13 protein-coding genes, 1 tRNA gene and 1 rRNA gene are annotated in these 15072 nt (G+C 42.4%); 7 read left to right on the plus strand and 8 right to left on the minus strand.

All coding sequences use genetic code 11. The annotated features are described in order from the left end of the window. Nucleotides 1-288 precede the first annotated feature (288 nt). The gene (locus IQ276_RS21105) at nucleotides 289-894 is read left to right on the plus strand and encodes a hypothetical protein (RefSeq protein WP_190880973.1); all 606 of its coding nucleotides are present in this window, start codon (nucleotides 289-291) and stop codon (nucleotides 892-894) included. Between the two features lie 152 nt (nucleotides 895-1046). Here IQ276_RS21105 and IQ276_RS21110 read toward each other — a convergent pair whose 3' ends face one another. From IQ276_RS21110 to coaD, 3 genes are all read right to left on the minus strand, one after another. Next, nucleotides 1047-1367, minus strand: a complete 321-nt coding sequence (locus IQ276_RS21110) for a Ycf66 family protein (protein WP_193914973.1) — start codon at nucleotides 1365-1367, stop codon at nucleotides 1047-1049. A 253-nt stretch (nucleotides 1368-1620) separates the two neighbouring features. Next, a complete protein-coding gene (locus IQ276_RS21115; protein ID WP_190880971.1) occupies nucleotides 1621-2289 on the minus strand; it encodes a F0F1 ATP synthase subunit B in 669 nt (222 codons plus the stop codon). After that, entirely contained in the window at nucleotides 2199-2750 is a 552-nt protein-coding gene (gene coaD / locus IQ276_RS21120) for a pantetheine-phosphate adenylyltransferase (protein ID WP_221708624.1), read from the minus strand. The genes IQ276_RS21115 and coaD overlap by 91 nt, the downstream gene beginning before the upstream one ends. 291 nt (nucleotides 2751-3041) lie before the next feature. On the opposite strand from coaD, the gene lgt reads away from it, so the two are divergent. From lgt to rlmN, 4 genes are all read left to right on the plus strand, one after another. Beyond that, on the plus strand, nucleotides 3042-3917 hold the full coding sequence (lgt, locus tag IQ276_RS21125; protein ID WP_190880970.1) for a prolipoprotein diacylglyceryl transferase: 876 nt from the start codon (nucleotides 3042-3044) through the stop codon (nucleotides 3915-3917). Nucleotides 3918-4098: 181 nt separating this feature from the next. Then, nucleotides 4099-4920, plus strand: a complete 822-nt coding sequence (gene cobM / locus IQ276_RS21130) for a precorrin-4 C(11)-methyltransferase (RefSeq protein WP_235115842.1) — start codon at nucleotides 4099-4101, stop codon at nucleotides 4918-4920. Nucleotides 4921-5034: 114 nt separating this feature from the next. Next, nucleotides 5035-5388, plus strand: coding sequence for a phenylpyruvate tautomerase MIF-related protein (locus IQ276_RS21135; RefSeq protein WP_193922190.1), 354 nt, complete (start codon nucleotides 5035-5037; stop codon nucleotides 5386-5388). Between the two features lie 78 nt (nucleotides 5389-5466). Then, on the plus strand, nucleotides 5467-6534 hold the full coding sequence (gene rlmN / locus IQ276_RS21140; RefSeq protein ID WP_193922192.1) for a dual-specificity RNA methyltransferase RlmN: 1068 nt from the start codon (nucleotides 5467-5469) through the stop codon (nucleotides 6532-6534). A 71-nt stretch (nucleotides 6535-6605) separates the two neighbouring features. Here rlmN and IQ276_RS21145 read toward each other — a convergent pair whose 3' ends face one another. From IQ276_RS21145 to glyQ, 5 genes are all read right to left on the minus strand, one after another. Then, nucleotides 6606-7691 (minus strand): tetratricopeptide repeat protein, encoded by a 1086-nt coding sequence (locus tag IQ276_RS21145; protein ID WP_193922194.1) that lies wholly within the window; start codon nucleotides 7689-7691, stop codon nucleotides 6606-6608. 373 nt (nucleotides 7692-8064) lie between these two features. Next, nucleotides 8065-8367: a hypothetical protein gene (locus IQ276_RS21150; protein ID WP_193921945.1), complete on the minus strand. Its 303-nt coding sequence runs from the start codon at nucleotides 8365-8367 to the stop codon at nucleotides 8065-8067. A gap of 90 nt (nucleotides 8368-8457) precedes the next feature. Then, nucleotides 8458-8928, minus strand: coding sequence for a riboflavin biosynthesis intermediates N-glycosidase (gene ybiA / locus IQ276_RS21155; RefSeq protein ID WP_193921947.1), 471 nt, complete (start codon nucleotides 8926-8928; stop codon nucleotides 8458-8460). A 156-nt stretch (nucleotides 8929-9084) separates the two neighbouring features. Next, entirely contained in the window at nucleotides 9085-11442 is a 2358-nt protein-coding gene (locus IQ276_RS21160) for a ComEC/Rec2 family competence protein (RefSeq protein WP_193921949.1), read from the minus strand. A 708-nt stretch (nucleotides 11443-12150) separates the two neighbouring features. Further along, entirely contained in the window at nucleotides 12151-13029 is an 879-nt protein-coding gene (gene glyQ, locus IQ276_RS21165; protein ID WP_193921951.1) for a glycine--tRNA ligase subunit alpha, read from the minus strand. A gap of 312 nt (nucleotides 13030-13341) precedes the next feature. On the opposite strand from glyQ, the gene IQ276_RS21170 reads away from it, so the two are divergent. Continuing rightward, nucleotides 13342-14830, plus strand: a 16S ribosomal RNA gene (locus tag IQ276_RS21170). A gap of 123 nt (nucleotides 14831-14953) precedes the next feature. After that, nucleotides 14954-15027, plus strand: a tRNA-Ile gene (locus IQ276_RS21175). Nucleotides 15028-15072 lie beyond the last annotated feature (45 nt).

Raw genomic sequence — 15072 nt, forward strand, 5'->3', positions numbered from 1 at the left:
TCCAAAATCCAAAATGGTATTGGATTTATATCTATAGATTAGCCTCTATTGAGACAATATTCAGCCAAATTGGCACTTTTTGAGCAAAAAACTAATTATTGACTACAAAGTACAGAATTAGTCAGTGATGAAGATTATACAGGGGCAATGGGAACTCTATTGCAGCAATTTTAAGTCTAAATCTGAGAAACTTAGTTATGTGGCTTTGGTTTGCCCAAGACCAAAACAGAGTTAAGATACCGAAAGTATCCATAACTTTTCTATATAGTTGTTGCACTAATTGATCCCATGAACACTGCTGCCGCTGTTACCTTGATGCACCGCGCTTTTTTATCAGTCTTAGCAGTCCTTAGCTTGCTATCACCTGTGAATGCTCAGGTACCACAGTTACCAGGCACTACCAGCCAACCACAACCCATTGATCCCAACGATCCTAATAACCTCCGTCCGGTAACTCAAAATAACAGCCTTTTGAGCATTGAAGGTGGCGATCGCTTAATGAAAGATGCAGAACAAGCCGTTTCTGCTCAAAACTACACTTTAGCTGCAAAGAAACTCCAAGAAGCACGTCAGGTTTATAATCAGCTATCTAATTTTTATCAAGATTTAAACGCGAGCTTTTCAGGAATTGACAATAAAGTTTCTGATTCTCAGCGTCAAAAAGCTTTATTAACAGCCCAAAAACGAGATGAAGCTACCTTTCAACTAGCATTGGTACATCGGGCACAAAATCAGCCAGAATTAGCAGTACCATTGTTGGTTCAAATAATTAAGAGTCAAAACCCAACGCGGGATTTAGGTAAGAAAGCCTATAAACAGTTGTTTGAATTGGGTTTTGTTGACTCTCCCTACCCCAGAGAAAGTGGTAGTTCATCTTCTTCATCTCAAAAATAGCTAAATTAAAATCTGGGCATGGGGCATGGGGCATTGGTTATCAATTCCTATCCCTCATCTCCCTCATCCCACGTTCTCACACTGGGCTAGTATAAAGCTAACTTGGTAGGAATTGAAGTCATTGAGCAAGAAAAATTCTGGTTCCTAAATTATTATTTGTAAACTGCATTAATCACAATATCTTTGATAGTTAAATAAATAATTAATAGCGATAATAAAAACTGTTCAATTTGAAGAATTGGGTCTAAACGCCAACCTTGAAAAAATAATATTCCTCCGCATAATAACAAGACAATTGGCGTAAATATCACTTGGGTAATATAAAGACTTAAAGCCCAACCTCTAAGTCTGGTTCCACGTTGGACTAGCCAAGCCAATGTCAAAATAAAGTAGACAATTGCCAAAAGCAAATAAATAATTCCAATTAAACCACCTAGATTTAATCCAAAATTAACTTGAGCTAAAGTGACCATTTGTTAATAATTCTGCTTAATTATACAAGCCAAAATATTAAACTTATTACTAATGGAATAAAAGAAAAATAAAAAGCCAAAATACACTTATCCCTAAGTCTATTTTGTAGACTGTTTGGCTATAATAGTGGGTTTATATAGGTCATGTTTTACTAACAGAACATGGAAGCCCAAAAGCTTTTTTAATTAAGAATTGTTGGGTTAAGCAGTCGCAAAACCCAACCGATAATTCTTGCCCATTTTCTCAGAACCTTTATCTCTTGTTACCAGGAGGTGAATTGCGTTGTGTGAGGTTATCAACTCGCAATTGTTGCCGTCCATTGGTGATAATTCGCAACATTTCTTGGAGATCCTGCTCAATATTTTCTAGGACGCTATCGGCATATTGATCGGCACCATCTTCAATTTCTTGAGCGTGAGCGATCGCTGTTTGTCGCATTTGCTCCAACTCTTGCTGACAAGCATACCGCTTGCGCTCAATTTCAGTCAGAGTTTCTTGCATTATTGCCTCACACTCTTGTTGCACTTGTCGCCGCATTTGTTCAGCTTCTTGTTTTGCCTGTTGAAGAATATCGCTTTCAGCTAAAATTTGAGCTTTTTTTGCTTGGGCGGCTTCAACTATTTGCTGGCCATATTCTTCTGCTTCCAGGAGAATTTCCTCCTTTTGTTCCAGAATTGCTGCTGCTTCTTGAAAAATTCCTGGCAAACCAAGGCGGATGTAGTCAAGCTGATCTAGCAGCTTTTCTTCATCGATGAGTGTGCGTCCCGTCAGGGGAATCCGGAGACTAGAGAGAACCATTTCCTCTAGACGGTTGAGTTCCTCCTGAATATCTATGCTTCCCTCTCCGCCGACATACTCTTGAGGGGGGGGGTTGCTTCCGTTGAGATTGGGTTCAACATTGGGGAGTTGTGATTGTAGCATTGGTATATATCTAGGGCAATGTGTGGGGGAACGAGATGATCGATAGAGCCACCAAACCTTGCAATCTCTTTTACCACACTACTACTTAAAAAACTATACTCATTTGAGGTTGCGAGAAAAACTGTTTCTATTTGGGTAGAAAGAGTTTTATTTGTGTGAGCCATTTGCAGTTCCACTTCAAAATCTGACACAGCCCGTAAGCCCCGTAGCAAAACTTGTGCATGTCGCATTTGGGCATAATTGACGGTCAAACCATCAAAACTGTCTACTTCTACATTAGGTAAATGTTGTGTAGAAAGACGGATCTGATCTAGCCGTTGCTGAACACTAAAGAGTGGCATTTTGTTAGGGTTCCGCAGTACAGCGACAATTACACGCTCAAACAGCCGACTACCGCGCTGGATGAGGTCGAGGTGTCCCAAGGTGATGGGGTCAAAGCTGCCAGGGTAAATCGCAATCACAATGATATATCAAACTTAATTTAGGTGATTATATTGAAATTGTTTTGTGTAACTTACTTAAATCTATCATCTTGCACTCTGAGTAAAAATGCTAAAGTCAATTGTTCTGGTGGCACAAGTTATGCTCAACTAAGCTTTAGGAATTAGACTCCTAAATGTGGATGCTAGATTTCTACCTCTGTCTTCACAATGTTGTAGAGGATTCAAGGTTAGTCTGGTATTCCAGACATAAAAAACTCCGTACTTAGCAAAGTGCGCGGGTAGTTAACGAACTCTTCTAGGTAATTTTTCATGGCACTGGATTTTTCCACCTTGCCCTTGGCATTTCAATTTACTTCCCCAGGACCAATTCTGGTGAGAATAGGGCCATTGACTATCCGCTGGTATGGCTTGTTGATTGCCACAGCTGTGTTAATTGGCGTCATGCTTTCCCAGCATTTGGCAAAGCGCCGTCATGTTAATCCGGAGTTACTGAGCGATTTGTTCTTTTGGTTGTTAATTGGTGCAATTCCCGGCGCACGACTATACTACGTTTTGTTTGAATGGCCAAAATATGCCTCCACTCCAGAAAAAATCTTTGCTATCTGGGAAGGAGGTATTGCCATTCACGGAGCTATTATTGGCGGGGTTTTGGCGTCTTTAATTTTTGCTAAACTCAAGCAGGTTTCTTTCTGGCAACTGGCGGACTTAGTAGCGCCTTCGCTGATTTTAGGGCAAGCGATCGGACGTTGGGGTAATTTTTTCAACTCAGAAGCTTTTGGCGATCCTACCAATTTACCTTGGAAGCTATATATTCCACCAGAACGTCGTCCCCTAGAGTATGTTAATTTTGATTACTTTCATCCCACCTTCCTGTATGAATCTCTGTGGGATTTAATGGTGTTTACGCTGCTAATAACGTTGTTTTTCCGGTCTTTATCCGGCAAGCCACGCCTGAAAGTAGGCACGCTGTTTCTAGTTTACTGGCCAGCATACAGCTTAGGACGCCTGTGGATTGAAGGATTTCGCACTGATAGCTTGATGCTGGGGCCTTTGCGGATGGCACAAGTAGTGAGTTCTCTGGGAATTTTATTGGGATTATTTGGGTTAGCTTGGCTTTACTTACTCAAACGCCCTTTGCCTGATGTGATTCCTAGTCCTAAGGGAGATGGGGAGATGAGGGGATGAGGGACTGGAGACTGGGGAAGGGTTTTTCTAACCCAATACCCTATGCCCAAAAATAAAAAATGCCCCAGAGTTTTCTCTAGGGCTTAACCAGGGTGCATCTACCATTACTCTCTACTAGGGAAAGAGGGTGAATCCGGAAAGATACTGAGAAAATAACAAAAAAATTTTTTGAGGGATTGCTGTGTGTTCTGATAAAAGTAAATATACAGAAAATCTGAGTTATAAAAAAACACCATACACTATAGAACCATCTGTGTACATTGTCGGAGCAGGGCCTGGAGATCCCGATCTATTAACGGTGAAGGCACAGAAACTATTGGCTGTTGCTGATGTGATTTTATTTGCTGATTCTTTAGTTCCAGAACAGATTTTAGAAATTTGCCGAAAAGATGCTGAGATAATTAGAACTGCAAATCAAACTTTAGAAGAGATTTTGGCGATTATGGTGGAAAAGGTGCGATCGCAACACAAATCTCTAGTCCGTCTCCATTCCGGCGATCCCAGCCTGTACAGCGCTATCCACGAGCAAATGCACCTCCTCGCAGAGGCAAATATTCCTTTTGAAGTCATACCCGGTATCAGCGCTTTTCAAGCTGCTGCTGCCAAACTCAAAGTAGAACTGACTGTACCTGGTTTAGTCCAAACCATCATTTTGACACGCATCAGCGGACGTACAGAAGTCCCCGCCCCGGAAGAATTAACTTCCCTAGCAGCACATCAGGCTAGCCTTTGCCTATATTTGAGTGCGCGTCATATCGAAAATGCTCAAGCCAAGCTACTCGAACATTACCCAGCCGAAACCCCAGTGGCGATCTGCTTTCGCATCGGATGGCCGGATGAAAAAATTAGGGTTGTGCCTCTGAGTCAAATGGCAGACTGTACTCATCAAGAAAAACTAATTCGCACCACACTTTATATAATCAGTCCAGCACTGTCGCCAGCAACAGGGCGATCGCGTTTATATCATCCTGAACACAGTCATTTATTTCGTTCGTCTCATTGAAGATTGGGGATTGCGAAAGTGTTCTAAAATTTGGGAGGAGTTAAAGCAAATTCCATAATTTTGCATCTGACCTAATCCCCAGTCCCTAATCCCCAATCCCCAGTCCCTTTTACTATGCCATTAATTAAAGTCCAAACTTCTGCATCTGCTCCTCAAAAAGCTGAAATTGAATCAATGCTTTTGAGCCTATCAGCCAAGTTAGCAAAACATTTGGGAAAACCAGAATCCTATGTCATGACGGCTTTTGAACCAGAAATTCCTATGACTTTTGCGGGTAATACAGACCCAGTTTGTTACGTTGAAATTAAGAGCATTGGCACCATGAAGCCAGACCAAACTAAAGCGATGAGTGATGATTTTTGTCAGCAGATTAACCAAACGCTGGGTGTGCCTAAAAATCGAATTTATATAGAGTTTGCAGATGCTAAGGGTGCAATGTGGGGCTGGAACGGCACTACCTTTGGTTAATTCGTCGTGTTCTTTGATTAAGACGAAATCGATCTGGCAGGTGTAGGATAGAGATTCAGCATCAACTCGTAATTTTTTATGTCTGCTACGCCTCTTGTTTCTCAGGTTGACTCACACAACCCAGTCAAATCAGCATTACTTCCTCCCCTACTTGGTGCAACCATCGCGGAGTTAACTGCTTGGGTGCAACAACAGGGACAACCTGCTTACAGAGGAAAGCAACTACATGAATGGATATATCACAAGGGAGTGCGATCGCTCTCTGATATTTCTGTCTTCTCGAAGCAATGGCGTGCAGAACTTGCAGAGATTCCCATCGGACGCTCAACTTTACACTATCGCTCCGTAGCACCCGATGGCACGGTGAAATATCTTTTGCGATTAGCAGATGAGCAAATTATTGAAACTGTTGGTATCCCTTGGGAAAATCGGCTGACGGTTTGCGTCTCTACTCAAGTGGGTTGTCCTATGGCGTGTGATTTCTGCGCTACTGGTAAAGGAGGCTACAAGCGCAACTTAGCAGTGCATGAAATTGTCGATCAGGTGTTGACTGTCCAAGAAGATTTTCAACAACGGGTTACCAATGTCGTGTTTATGGGATTGGGTGAACCGTTGTTGAATACTGAGAATGTCCTAGCAGCCCTGAGATCTCTCAATCAGGATGTCGGTATAGGACAGCGATCGCTGACTGTTTCTACAGTTGGTATTCGCGATCGCATCCGTCAGTTCGCGCAACACCATTTGCAAATCACTCTTGCGGTTAGTCTCCATGCGCCCAACCAAGAACTCCGAGAAAAACTCATCCCCAGCGCCCGCGCTTATCCTCTAGAAGATTTGCTAGCTGAATGTCGGGAATATGTGGAAATCACTGGACGCCGCGTTACCTTTGAATATGTTCTCCTGGCTGGTGTGAATGATTTGCCAGAACACGCATTAGAATTATCGAAATGTCTGCGGGGATTTCAAAGTCATGTGAATTTGATTCCTTACAACCCCATCCAAGAAGTAGACTATAAACGCCCTAACCGCGATCGTATTCAAGCATTTCTCAATGTCCTCAAGCAACAACAAACTGCTGTTAGCGTCCGTTACTCTCGTGGTTTGGAAGCTGATGCTGCTTGTGGACAACTCAGAGCAAGTAAATAAAAGTTATATTAATTTGAATGAAAAATGATTGCGACAGATCGATTCACTAAACTCAAATTCAGAGTTATTAATTAACTTTTAGATAAATCATAAGCCTTAGCATAATCGCCCAAGACGTAGTAAGCAGCTTTCAAACGAGCAAGAGCTTCTTCTTCACTACGCCGATCTTTGATTGTCCTAGCTAAGAGCAAACGTTCTTCATGATATGTAACTGCTTTGTTATAGTCACCCAAAGCTTCACAAGCAACTCCTAAACTACCTAAAGACTGTTCCTCGCTACGCTTGTCTTGAATTTCTCTAGCTAATTGCAACCGCTCTTCATAATACTTAATGGCTTTAGTATAATCATATATGGCACAACAAGCATTACCTAAATTTTTTAGCACCTGAGAAGCACTGCGAACATTTTTTAAGGAGCGTGCTAGTATTACACATTGCTCATAGTAGGCGATCGCTTTTGGGTAATTGTCCAAACCATACCAAGCATTACCCAAATTTTTGAGTACCTGTTCCTCGCCCCAATGATCTTTGAGTTCCCGCACAATTTCTAGGCTTTGCTGCTGATACTCAATAGCTTGTGTAAAGTTACCTAAAGCTTTATATACCAATCCCAAATTATTTAGTGCTGCTACTTGACTGCGTTTGTCTTGTAGCTGCTTGGTTATTTTTAAACACTTTTCTAGAAATTCAGTTGCTTTGTTATGGTCATTTAGGTGACGGTATGCGTTGCCCAAATGCGAAAGTGCTTGCATCTGCAATGCTAAATCTGAGGTTTCTTCGCTTAAAGACATACACTCTTGAGAGTAAGAGATAGTATTTTTGTAGTCTCCTGCGCTGTAAGTTACCAATCCTAAAAAAGAAAGTACCTGTGCCTGTTTTTGTAAATCCTTAACTGCTTGAAACAATATCAAAGATTGTTGTAAAGACTTCATTGCCGCTATTAATTCACCAGCTTGCTGCTGTTGAATACCTTGTCGTAGCAGCCGAGATGCTTCGGATAAATGTTCGTCACTTTCCGGTGGAGGTGGTATTTCTGCTTGTGAACCAGAGTCAAATTCATGGGTAATTGTATTGCGCTTCACTGGTTTTAGGTAGGTTATGGGTAATTTCAGGGGGACTGTATTTTTTGATCTATTATTCCATCTGTCTTTAGACATCAACCCCTTCCTGTTTAGTCTGGTGGTAAATCTAGTGTTCCCAAAACCAGAATGCATCTTTCATGAAGCTGGTTTACCACAACGTGGATACCAAATACTTGCATTGAATAGCCCCATTGAGGATAGTACCAGTGAAAGTTAATCGATGAAGCGATCGCGCTTAACTTACCACTAATAAACCTGCCTTGAAAATATCTCTTTCCCAGTCCCCAATCCCCAATCCCCAGTCCCTATTTTCAAGGCAGGTGTAAACAACAAGCATAACTATAGTGATTACTCACTTAGCCGACAAGCAATTTCCAAACTTAAATACCCTAAACTAACAGACTGGAATTAGGCAATTGATATTTATGCACTTTTTAATTTATAAACTTTATCTATTTATTGGTGTTTTTGTATTCCAAACTTGTTCAAATTCTCCCTTTGTAATTTCAAAGTCGCGTATATCATCTTCAGCCATACGTTGATCGGATAACATTCCGTAATCATCAGCAAAATGGCTACTATCATAAAACAAGACGTTGCCATTTTCATAAACTTCTATTTGTCTGACCACATGGAAATTATTACCAATTTCCATAAAATATGTGCTAGTACCCCAAGTATCAAACTCACCTCCAAGGGATTCATCCCAGAACCATTTGCAATATTTTTTTGCTTTTACTAAAAGAGACATAATTAATTTACTCCTTTGAGGAATTGCTGCTTTCAAGCTACTCTAGGAAAACGGAGTGTTTGCGAAGTTTAGGCATTCATCGTAACAATATTATTCTACTGTACTATTATCAATATCTGTGCTGTAGGCATGGCATAGGATCTCTCGCACCTCCACTAAAATTTTGCCTAGCATATTTTTGCCACTACCATCAGCTCCGCAACCCCAGTAAAAATCGATGGGTGAGTTTTCAACAATTTCTTCATCGCCTGTGGAAAGTAAGATATCCCTGATATCTGTATGAGTTTGAAATTTACATAACACTGCTTGACGCATAATGTTGTCTTTAACTTGTTCCCAGTCTTGGCGTAATGGACGCTTTCTTTCACGCCCCATTCTTGCAGCATCTTTAGGCATTTTAACCAGACGGATTTGTTCTGCATGAGGCGTACCAACAAACTTTTGTGCTTGAAAGTAGTGTTCACTAGTCGGCCAATACAATCCATCTAACTCGAAGCCGTGGGGTGAAAAGTTAGAGAAACAGCCATATTGTTCACGAATGCTATAAAAGTAGATTGTCATAGAAGTTAGTAAGACTTGGGTGTGAATAAATAGTAATAGCGATCGCTATTCTATTAACTAAATTATTTAATAGTAATCGACCATTATATATTTTGCCAATGCCAGTTTTATTAAATAATAAATTCAACCTTTGAAAATCACTTATTTAAACTAAGTTTATAAAACAGAAGACTGATTTTCTGGCGCTTCAATAAATGCCTCAAAATCACGATTAGGTGACCATTGAATAGCACCATCTCGTCCTGTAAAAAAAAGTTTTGTGTCGTTTTGATTCAGTTCAGATAAAGTTTTTTCATCAAAATTGGCAGCAGAAGCGATCGCCACTTTTGGTTGCAGAGTAAGAACTAAATTTTTCAAAGACTGAGGGGCACACCACAACACTTGTGGGCGAGGTAAACTACCGTTTTTAACTAATTCTTGTACCTCTTGAGACTTGATATTACCTACTAATAACCAGTTCTGATCTAAAATTTGCAATTGTAAAATAGGTAACTGATCGTTAATTAATTGTGCAACTATTGAACCAGTTTGTACAGCTTGACCAACAGCTAAAGGGTGGTAAGATCCTTGATGTTTTTGTAGTTCCTCTTGAATTGCTTGAATTGCAATGGAATTTTCTGGTTTGGGGGAATATTCATAAAAATTTTTGATTGGTAAACGTTGCAGTAATTCCAACCAAGCATTACTTTCATTGCCTTGAAAATCAGTGGCGATCGCCCAATTAATTTGATTGATACCCTGTTGTTGCAAAAACGGTAGAATTGTGAACCTTCCTGTACCTTCATCACCACTATTAATCAGAGTTACTGTTCCTTTGTCTTGAACCACTATAATTGGTTCCGTACCAGACTCTAATATCGTTATCCTAAATAATGTATTGGCAGAATGCCAAAGTGGTATCATTACCAATGCAACTGCAATTACACTAGCAAACCACCACCGCCGCTGCCACCAACCTACTAGCCAAACTAAGATAATTAGTCCATAAATTGCCAGCAATTGCCAAGTAGATATGCTACCCACCGCAACAGAATTTCCTGGAAAATTACTAAAAAATTCCACTAGTTTAATTAGCCAATCAGTAGGGTAATGCAACAGTCCAGCCAAAAAGCTTCCTGCTTCAGTCCAAATTAAACTTACTAAGGCACTGAGCATACCGCCAATACTAATTATAGAAATGAATGGAGTCGCAAGTATATTCAGTGGCAGACTGTAAACTACTACCACACTAGAAATATTTAACAGTCGAGGTAAAGTCCAAATAGTAGCAGCTAGAGGAACGGCAATCAAAGAAGCGATCGCAGGTGGTAACCAACCCAAACGCTCAATAATTGGCGGTACTGTTACAACTAATCCCAGTGTCGCCAAAAAACTCAATTGAAAACCTAAATCCCAAATCCATAGCGGATTAAATACTAACAATAGTGTTGCTGCTAACAACAACGAACCCAACTGTTTTACTTTCCTTTTTAATAACAGACCAATTAATGCTGCAAAACCCATAATTACAGCTCTGAGAACCGCAGGTTGAAAACCTGTTAAACTCAGAAAAATGATTAAAGCCAAAAACCCAAGCGTAAATTGCATTCCTTTTTTTGTACGCTTCGTTAACTGTAAGATCACACTCAAAATCAACGAAGTTTGAAATCCAGAAGCAGCTAAAGCATGAGCTAATCCTGCTTGTACAAACAAATCGCGGATATCGTAGGGTAAATCCACAGCTTTGCTGCCTAAAACCATTGCACTGACAAGAGAGCCTTCTGGAATACCTAAACTACGAACTTGTGATTGGACAATTCGCTGCCGAATTTGCCACCATCCCCATTTCCGTTCTTGTTCCAAAACATTGATTTGTCGCCCAATCAAACCAGCAAATGTTCCTTCTTGCTTGAGAAACTTTTGAAAATCGAAACCACCAGGATTGGAAGCCGCCTTTGGTTTGTACAAAATTCCAGTCACAGCGATTTGTTGACTAGGGTATAAACCGGTAGCCTGAAGAATCGGCACTGTCACATATAATTTGCCTGTCACTCCTTTTGGGACACCTGCTGAGCCTTTTTCATTTTTGACCTCATCTATTTGAGTTGCTTCCAGCCAAAATTGTCCCCGTTGACTGCGAGTCAAACGGGGATTACTCGCCACTTCCCCGCGAACAATCACAAGTTGTTCTTGATTACTACTATTTCCAGGCGGAACAAACTGACTGATATCTTTTGCACCTGGTTGCGGTACTCGCCATTGAAAATACAGAGTTGCCAACAGTCCCACCAAGCCAGCAGCTAGCCATATTCGAGCATGAGGAATAGTTTGCCAGGTGTTAAGCACCGTCTTGGCTTTGCCTCCAGCATTCTCTGGTTTCTGAGCAAGTTTCCTTGAAATGATGTAGCGTCTTCTAAAAAAAATTGCTGCCACTATCCCCATAATCAAAATCCACGCACCACCCCAAGGAATTGCCGTAAACAGTAACCCGATAATGTAGCCAAGACAAATAATTACACCGCTAGTTTGAATCATAAGATTTTTTGTAAAAGCACCTAGCAAACAGAATTAGCAACTGACTTAAAAATATAGGACTTACGCAAGAAACCTCTCAAACTCTTATTCCCACTGAAGTTCTGTTCTCACGAAACCCTAGCTGTAGGCGTAGTTTGCTTCTCCATAAGGTTACGGCGAACTGACCCAACTACGAAAGTCACCACTCGAACTTCTCTGTGCGTGAATTTTTCATCTCTTTAATCGGCAACACCGACAAATTTTTATGCTTGTGGTGAAGTATAGTCCAATACAGCTCACATAAACCCAAAACCCTCATGTAGAGACGCGATTTATCGCGTCTTCAAAGACTCCACAAATAATCCTTAACCCAAGCATATTGAAGTATAGTCCATGAAGTTTATACGAACAAAGCCCGTCTGTACGGGCTTTGTTTGTGTTTTTATGGTTTAGAGTGAGGTTTTAACAGTATTTATGATTGTTGGTAATAGCTACATCATAAAGATATGCCAGCTTAAACCCCAGTGCAGCGTAAAGAAACAGAACACAAAACGCTAAACAGCCCAGAAGATATGTATCAAGCGCCCATAACCCTTTTTGATTCCCTGCAAATGCACTCCCAGAAATTCCACCATTAACTAGTAACAGTAAGAACCAGTTAGACTTGATACCCTTCGGGAGGGATCTTGCCACCTAATCGCAGCACTTTTGATGGTGTCAAGGTTCCTATTAACTCACTGCATCTTTGAGCAACGGAAAACCCAACTTCTCCCTTTGCTCCACATATAAATGAGCCACCTTCCTTGCCAAATGCCGAATCCTGGCAATGTAGCGAGTTCTCTCGGTCACCGAAATTACACCTCTGGCATCCAGTAAATTAAAGGTGTGGGAACACTTCATCACATAATCTAAGCTAGGTAACACCAATCCTCGCTCCGTCAATTGGGTAGCTTCCTGCTCATACAAATTAAACAGTGTCAGTAACAGTTCTGGATTCGACGCTTCAAAGTTGTAAGTACACTGTTCAATCTCTCCTTGGAGGTAAACATCACCATAACTAATATTGTCTGTCCAATGAATCTTAGTAATTGCCTCCACTTCCTGGAGATACATCACCAATCGTTCTAACCCATATGTAATCTCAATTGACACAGGGCGGCAATCAATTCCACCACACTGTTGAAAGTAGGTAAATTGAGTAATTTCCATCCCATCTAACCAGACTTCCCACCCAGTGCCCCAAGCTCCCACCGTCGCATCTTCCCAGTTATCTTCCACAAACCGGATGTCGTGTTCTTCTGGACGAATACCCAAAGCCCTTAAAGAATCAAGATAAATCTCCTGAATATTGTCTGGCGACGGCTTAATTAGGACTTGGTACTGATAATAGTGTTGAAAGCGGTTAGGATTTTCGCCATAGCGTCCATCCGTCGGACGACGACAAGGCTCAACATAGGCAACAGCCCACGGTTCCGGTCCCAATGCTCTTAAAAATGTCTGAGGATTTTTAGTACCTGCTCCCTTCTCGATGTCGTAAGGCTGAGCGATCAAGCAACCGCGATCGGCCCAGAACTGATGCAACAAGGCTATTACCGACTGAAAATTCACGCTCTATCCTTCCTTAGTCAGCACATTGCATAAACCATTGTTGCTTACAACCCTACACAGTGGGCAGTTTCAGCGGACTGAAAAATGATTTCCAAGAAATTTTGGAAAAAGAGTTGACACTCTTAGAGAGGTTCGCTATATTGAATAAGTGCCTGAAGCGAAGCGAAGCAAAGCGACGCGGAAAGGACACCGAACCATGAAAATATTATAGTTTGAAAGCCATTATACAACAAGTGGCCTGCGTCAAGTAAATAAAATAACCAAGCTGAGGTTAAAAAAGAGCAGCTTAATGAGCTAAAAAACAAACAAACCAAAACGGAGAGTTTGATCCTGGCTCAGGATGAACGCTGGCGGTATGCTTAACACATGCAAGTCGAACGGTGTCTTCGGACATAGTGGCGGACGGGTGAGTAACGCGTGAGAATCTAGCTTCAGGTCTAGGACAACCACTGGAAACGGTGGCTAATACTGGATGTGCCGGAAGGTGAAAGGCTTGCTGCCTGAAGATGAGCTCGCGTCTGATTAGCTAGTTGGTGGGGTAAGAGCCTACCAAGGCGACGATCAGTAGCTGGTCTGAGAGGATGATCAGCCACACTGGGACTGAGACACGGCCCAGACTCCTACGGGAGGCAGCAGTGGGGAATTTTCCGCAATGGGCGAAAGCCTGACGGAGCAATACCGCGTGAGGGAGGAAGGCTCTTGGGTTGTAAACCTCTTTTCTCAGGGAAGAACACAATGACGGTACCTGAGGAATCAGCATCGGCTAACTCCGTGCCAGCAGCCGCGGTAATACGGAGGATGCAAGCGTTATCCGGAATGATTGGGCGTAAAGCGTCCGCAGGTGGCTGTGTAAGTCTGCTGTTAAAGAGTCTAGCTCAACTAGATAAAGGCAGTGGAAACTACACGGCTAGAGTGCGTTCGGGGCAGAGGGAATTCCTGGTGTAGCGGTGAAATGCGTAGAGATCAGGAAGAACACCGGTGGCGAAGGCGCTCTGCTAGGCCGCAACTGACACTGAGGGACGAAAGCTAGGGGAGCGAATGGGATTAGATACCCCAGTAGTCCTAGCTGTAAACGATGGATACTAGGCGTGGCTTGTATCGACCCGAGCCGTGCCGTAGCTAACGCGTTAAGTATCCCGCCTGGGGAGTACGCACGCAAGTGTGAAACTCAAAGGAATTGACGGGGGCCCGCACAAGCGGTGGAGTATGTGGTTTAATTCGATGCAACGCGAAGAACCTTACCAAGGCTTGACATGTCGCGAATCTTCTTGAAAGGGAAGAGTGCCTTCGGGAGCGCGAACACAGGTGGTGCATGGCTGTCGTCAGCTCGTGTCGTGAGATGTTGGGTTAAGTCCCGCAACGAGCGCAACCCTCGTTTTTAGTTGCCAGCATTAAGTTGGGCACTCTAGAGAGACTGCCGGTGACAAACCGGAGGAAGGTGGGGATGACGTCAAGTCAGCATGCCCCTTACGCCTTGGGCTACACACGTACTACAATGCTACGGACAGAGGGCAGCAAGCTAGTGATAGCAAGCTAATCCCATAAACCGTGGCTCAGTTCAGATCGAAGGCTGCAACTCGCCTTCGTGAAGGAGGAATCGCTAGTAATTGCAGGTCAGCATACTGCAGTGAATTCGTTCCCGGGCCTTGTACACACCGCCCGTCACACCATGGAAGCTGGCAACGCCCGAAGTCATTACTCCAACTTTTCGGAGAGGAGGATGCCTAAGGCAGTGCTGGTGACTGGGGTGAAGTCGTAACAAGGTAGCCGTACCGGAAGGTGTGGCTGGATCACCTCCTTTTTAGGGAGACCTACACCCCTCAAATATTGAAAGCAAACAGCAAATAAATATTGAGATGGTCAAACCTAGGTCGGTCGCAGACATTTTGTTGTTAGCTTTCAAACTATGATTTGGTTCAATTATGGGCTATTAGCTCAGGTGGTTAGAGCGCACCCCTGATAAGGGTGAGGTCCCTGGTTCGAGTCCAGGATGGCCCACCTGAACAAGTAAAAACTCAAAAGTCGAAATTCAAAAGTAAACAC

Origin of the sequence: Desmonostoc muscorum LEGE 12446, from assembly GCF_015207005.2 — a bacterium.
GTDB classification, from domain to species: Bacteria; Cyanobacteriota; Cyanobacteriia; order Cyanobacteriales; family Nostocaceae; genus Nostoc; species Nostoc muscorum.

Excerpts from the sequence above, each read along its gene's own strand:
- IQ276_RS21105 (WP_190880973.1), top strand. The coding sequence starts at position 289 with ATGAACACTGCTGCCGCTGTTACCTTGATGCACCGCGCTTTTTTATCA.
- IQ276_RS21110 (WP_193914973.1), bottom strand. The coding sequence starts at position 1,367 with ATGGTCACTTTAGCTCAAGTTAATTTTGGATTAAATCTAGGTGGTTTA.
- IQ276_RS21115 (WP_190880971.1), bottom strand. The coding sequence starts at position 2,289 with ATGCTACAATCACAACTCCCCAATGTTGAACCCAATCTCAACGGAAGC.
- lgt (WP_190880970.1), top strand. The coding sequence starts at position 3,042 with ATGGCACTGGATTTTTCCACCTTGCCCTTGGCATTTCAATTTACTTCC.
- IQ276_RS21135 (WP_193922190.1), top strand. The coding sequence starts at position 5,035 with ATGCCATTAATTAAAGTCCAAACTTCTGCATCTGCTCCTCAAAAAGCT.
- rlmN (WP_193922192.1), top strand. The coding sequence starts at position 5,467 with ATGTCTGCTACGCCTCTTGTTTCTCAGGTTGACTCACACAACCCAGTC.
- IQ276_RS21145 (WP_193922194.1), bottom strand. The coding sequence starts at position 7,691 with ATGTCTAAAGACAGATGGAATAATAGATCAAAAAATACAGTCCCCCTG.
- IQ276_RS21150 (WP_193921945.1), bottom strand. The coding sequence starts at position 8,367 with ATGTCTCTTTTAGTAAAAGCAAAAAAATATTGCAAATGGTTCTGGGAT.
- ybiA (WP_193921947.1), bottom strand. The coding sequence starts at position 8,928 with ATGACAATCTACTTTTATAGCATTCGTGAACAATATGGCTGTTTCTCT.
- IQ276_RS21160 (WP_193921949.1), bottom strand. The coding sequence starts at position 11,442 with ATGATTCAAACTAGCGGTGTAATTATTTGTCTTGGCTACATTATCGGG.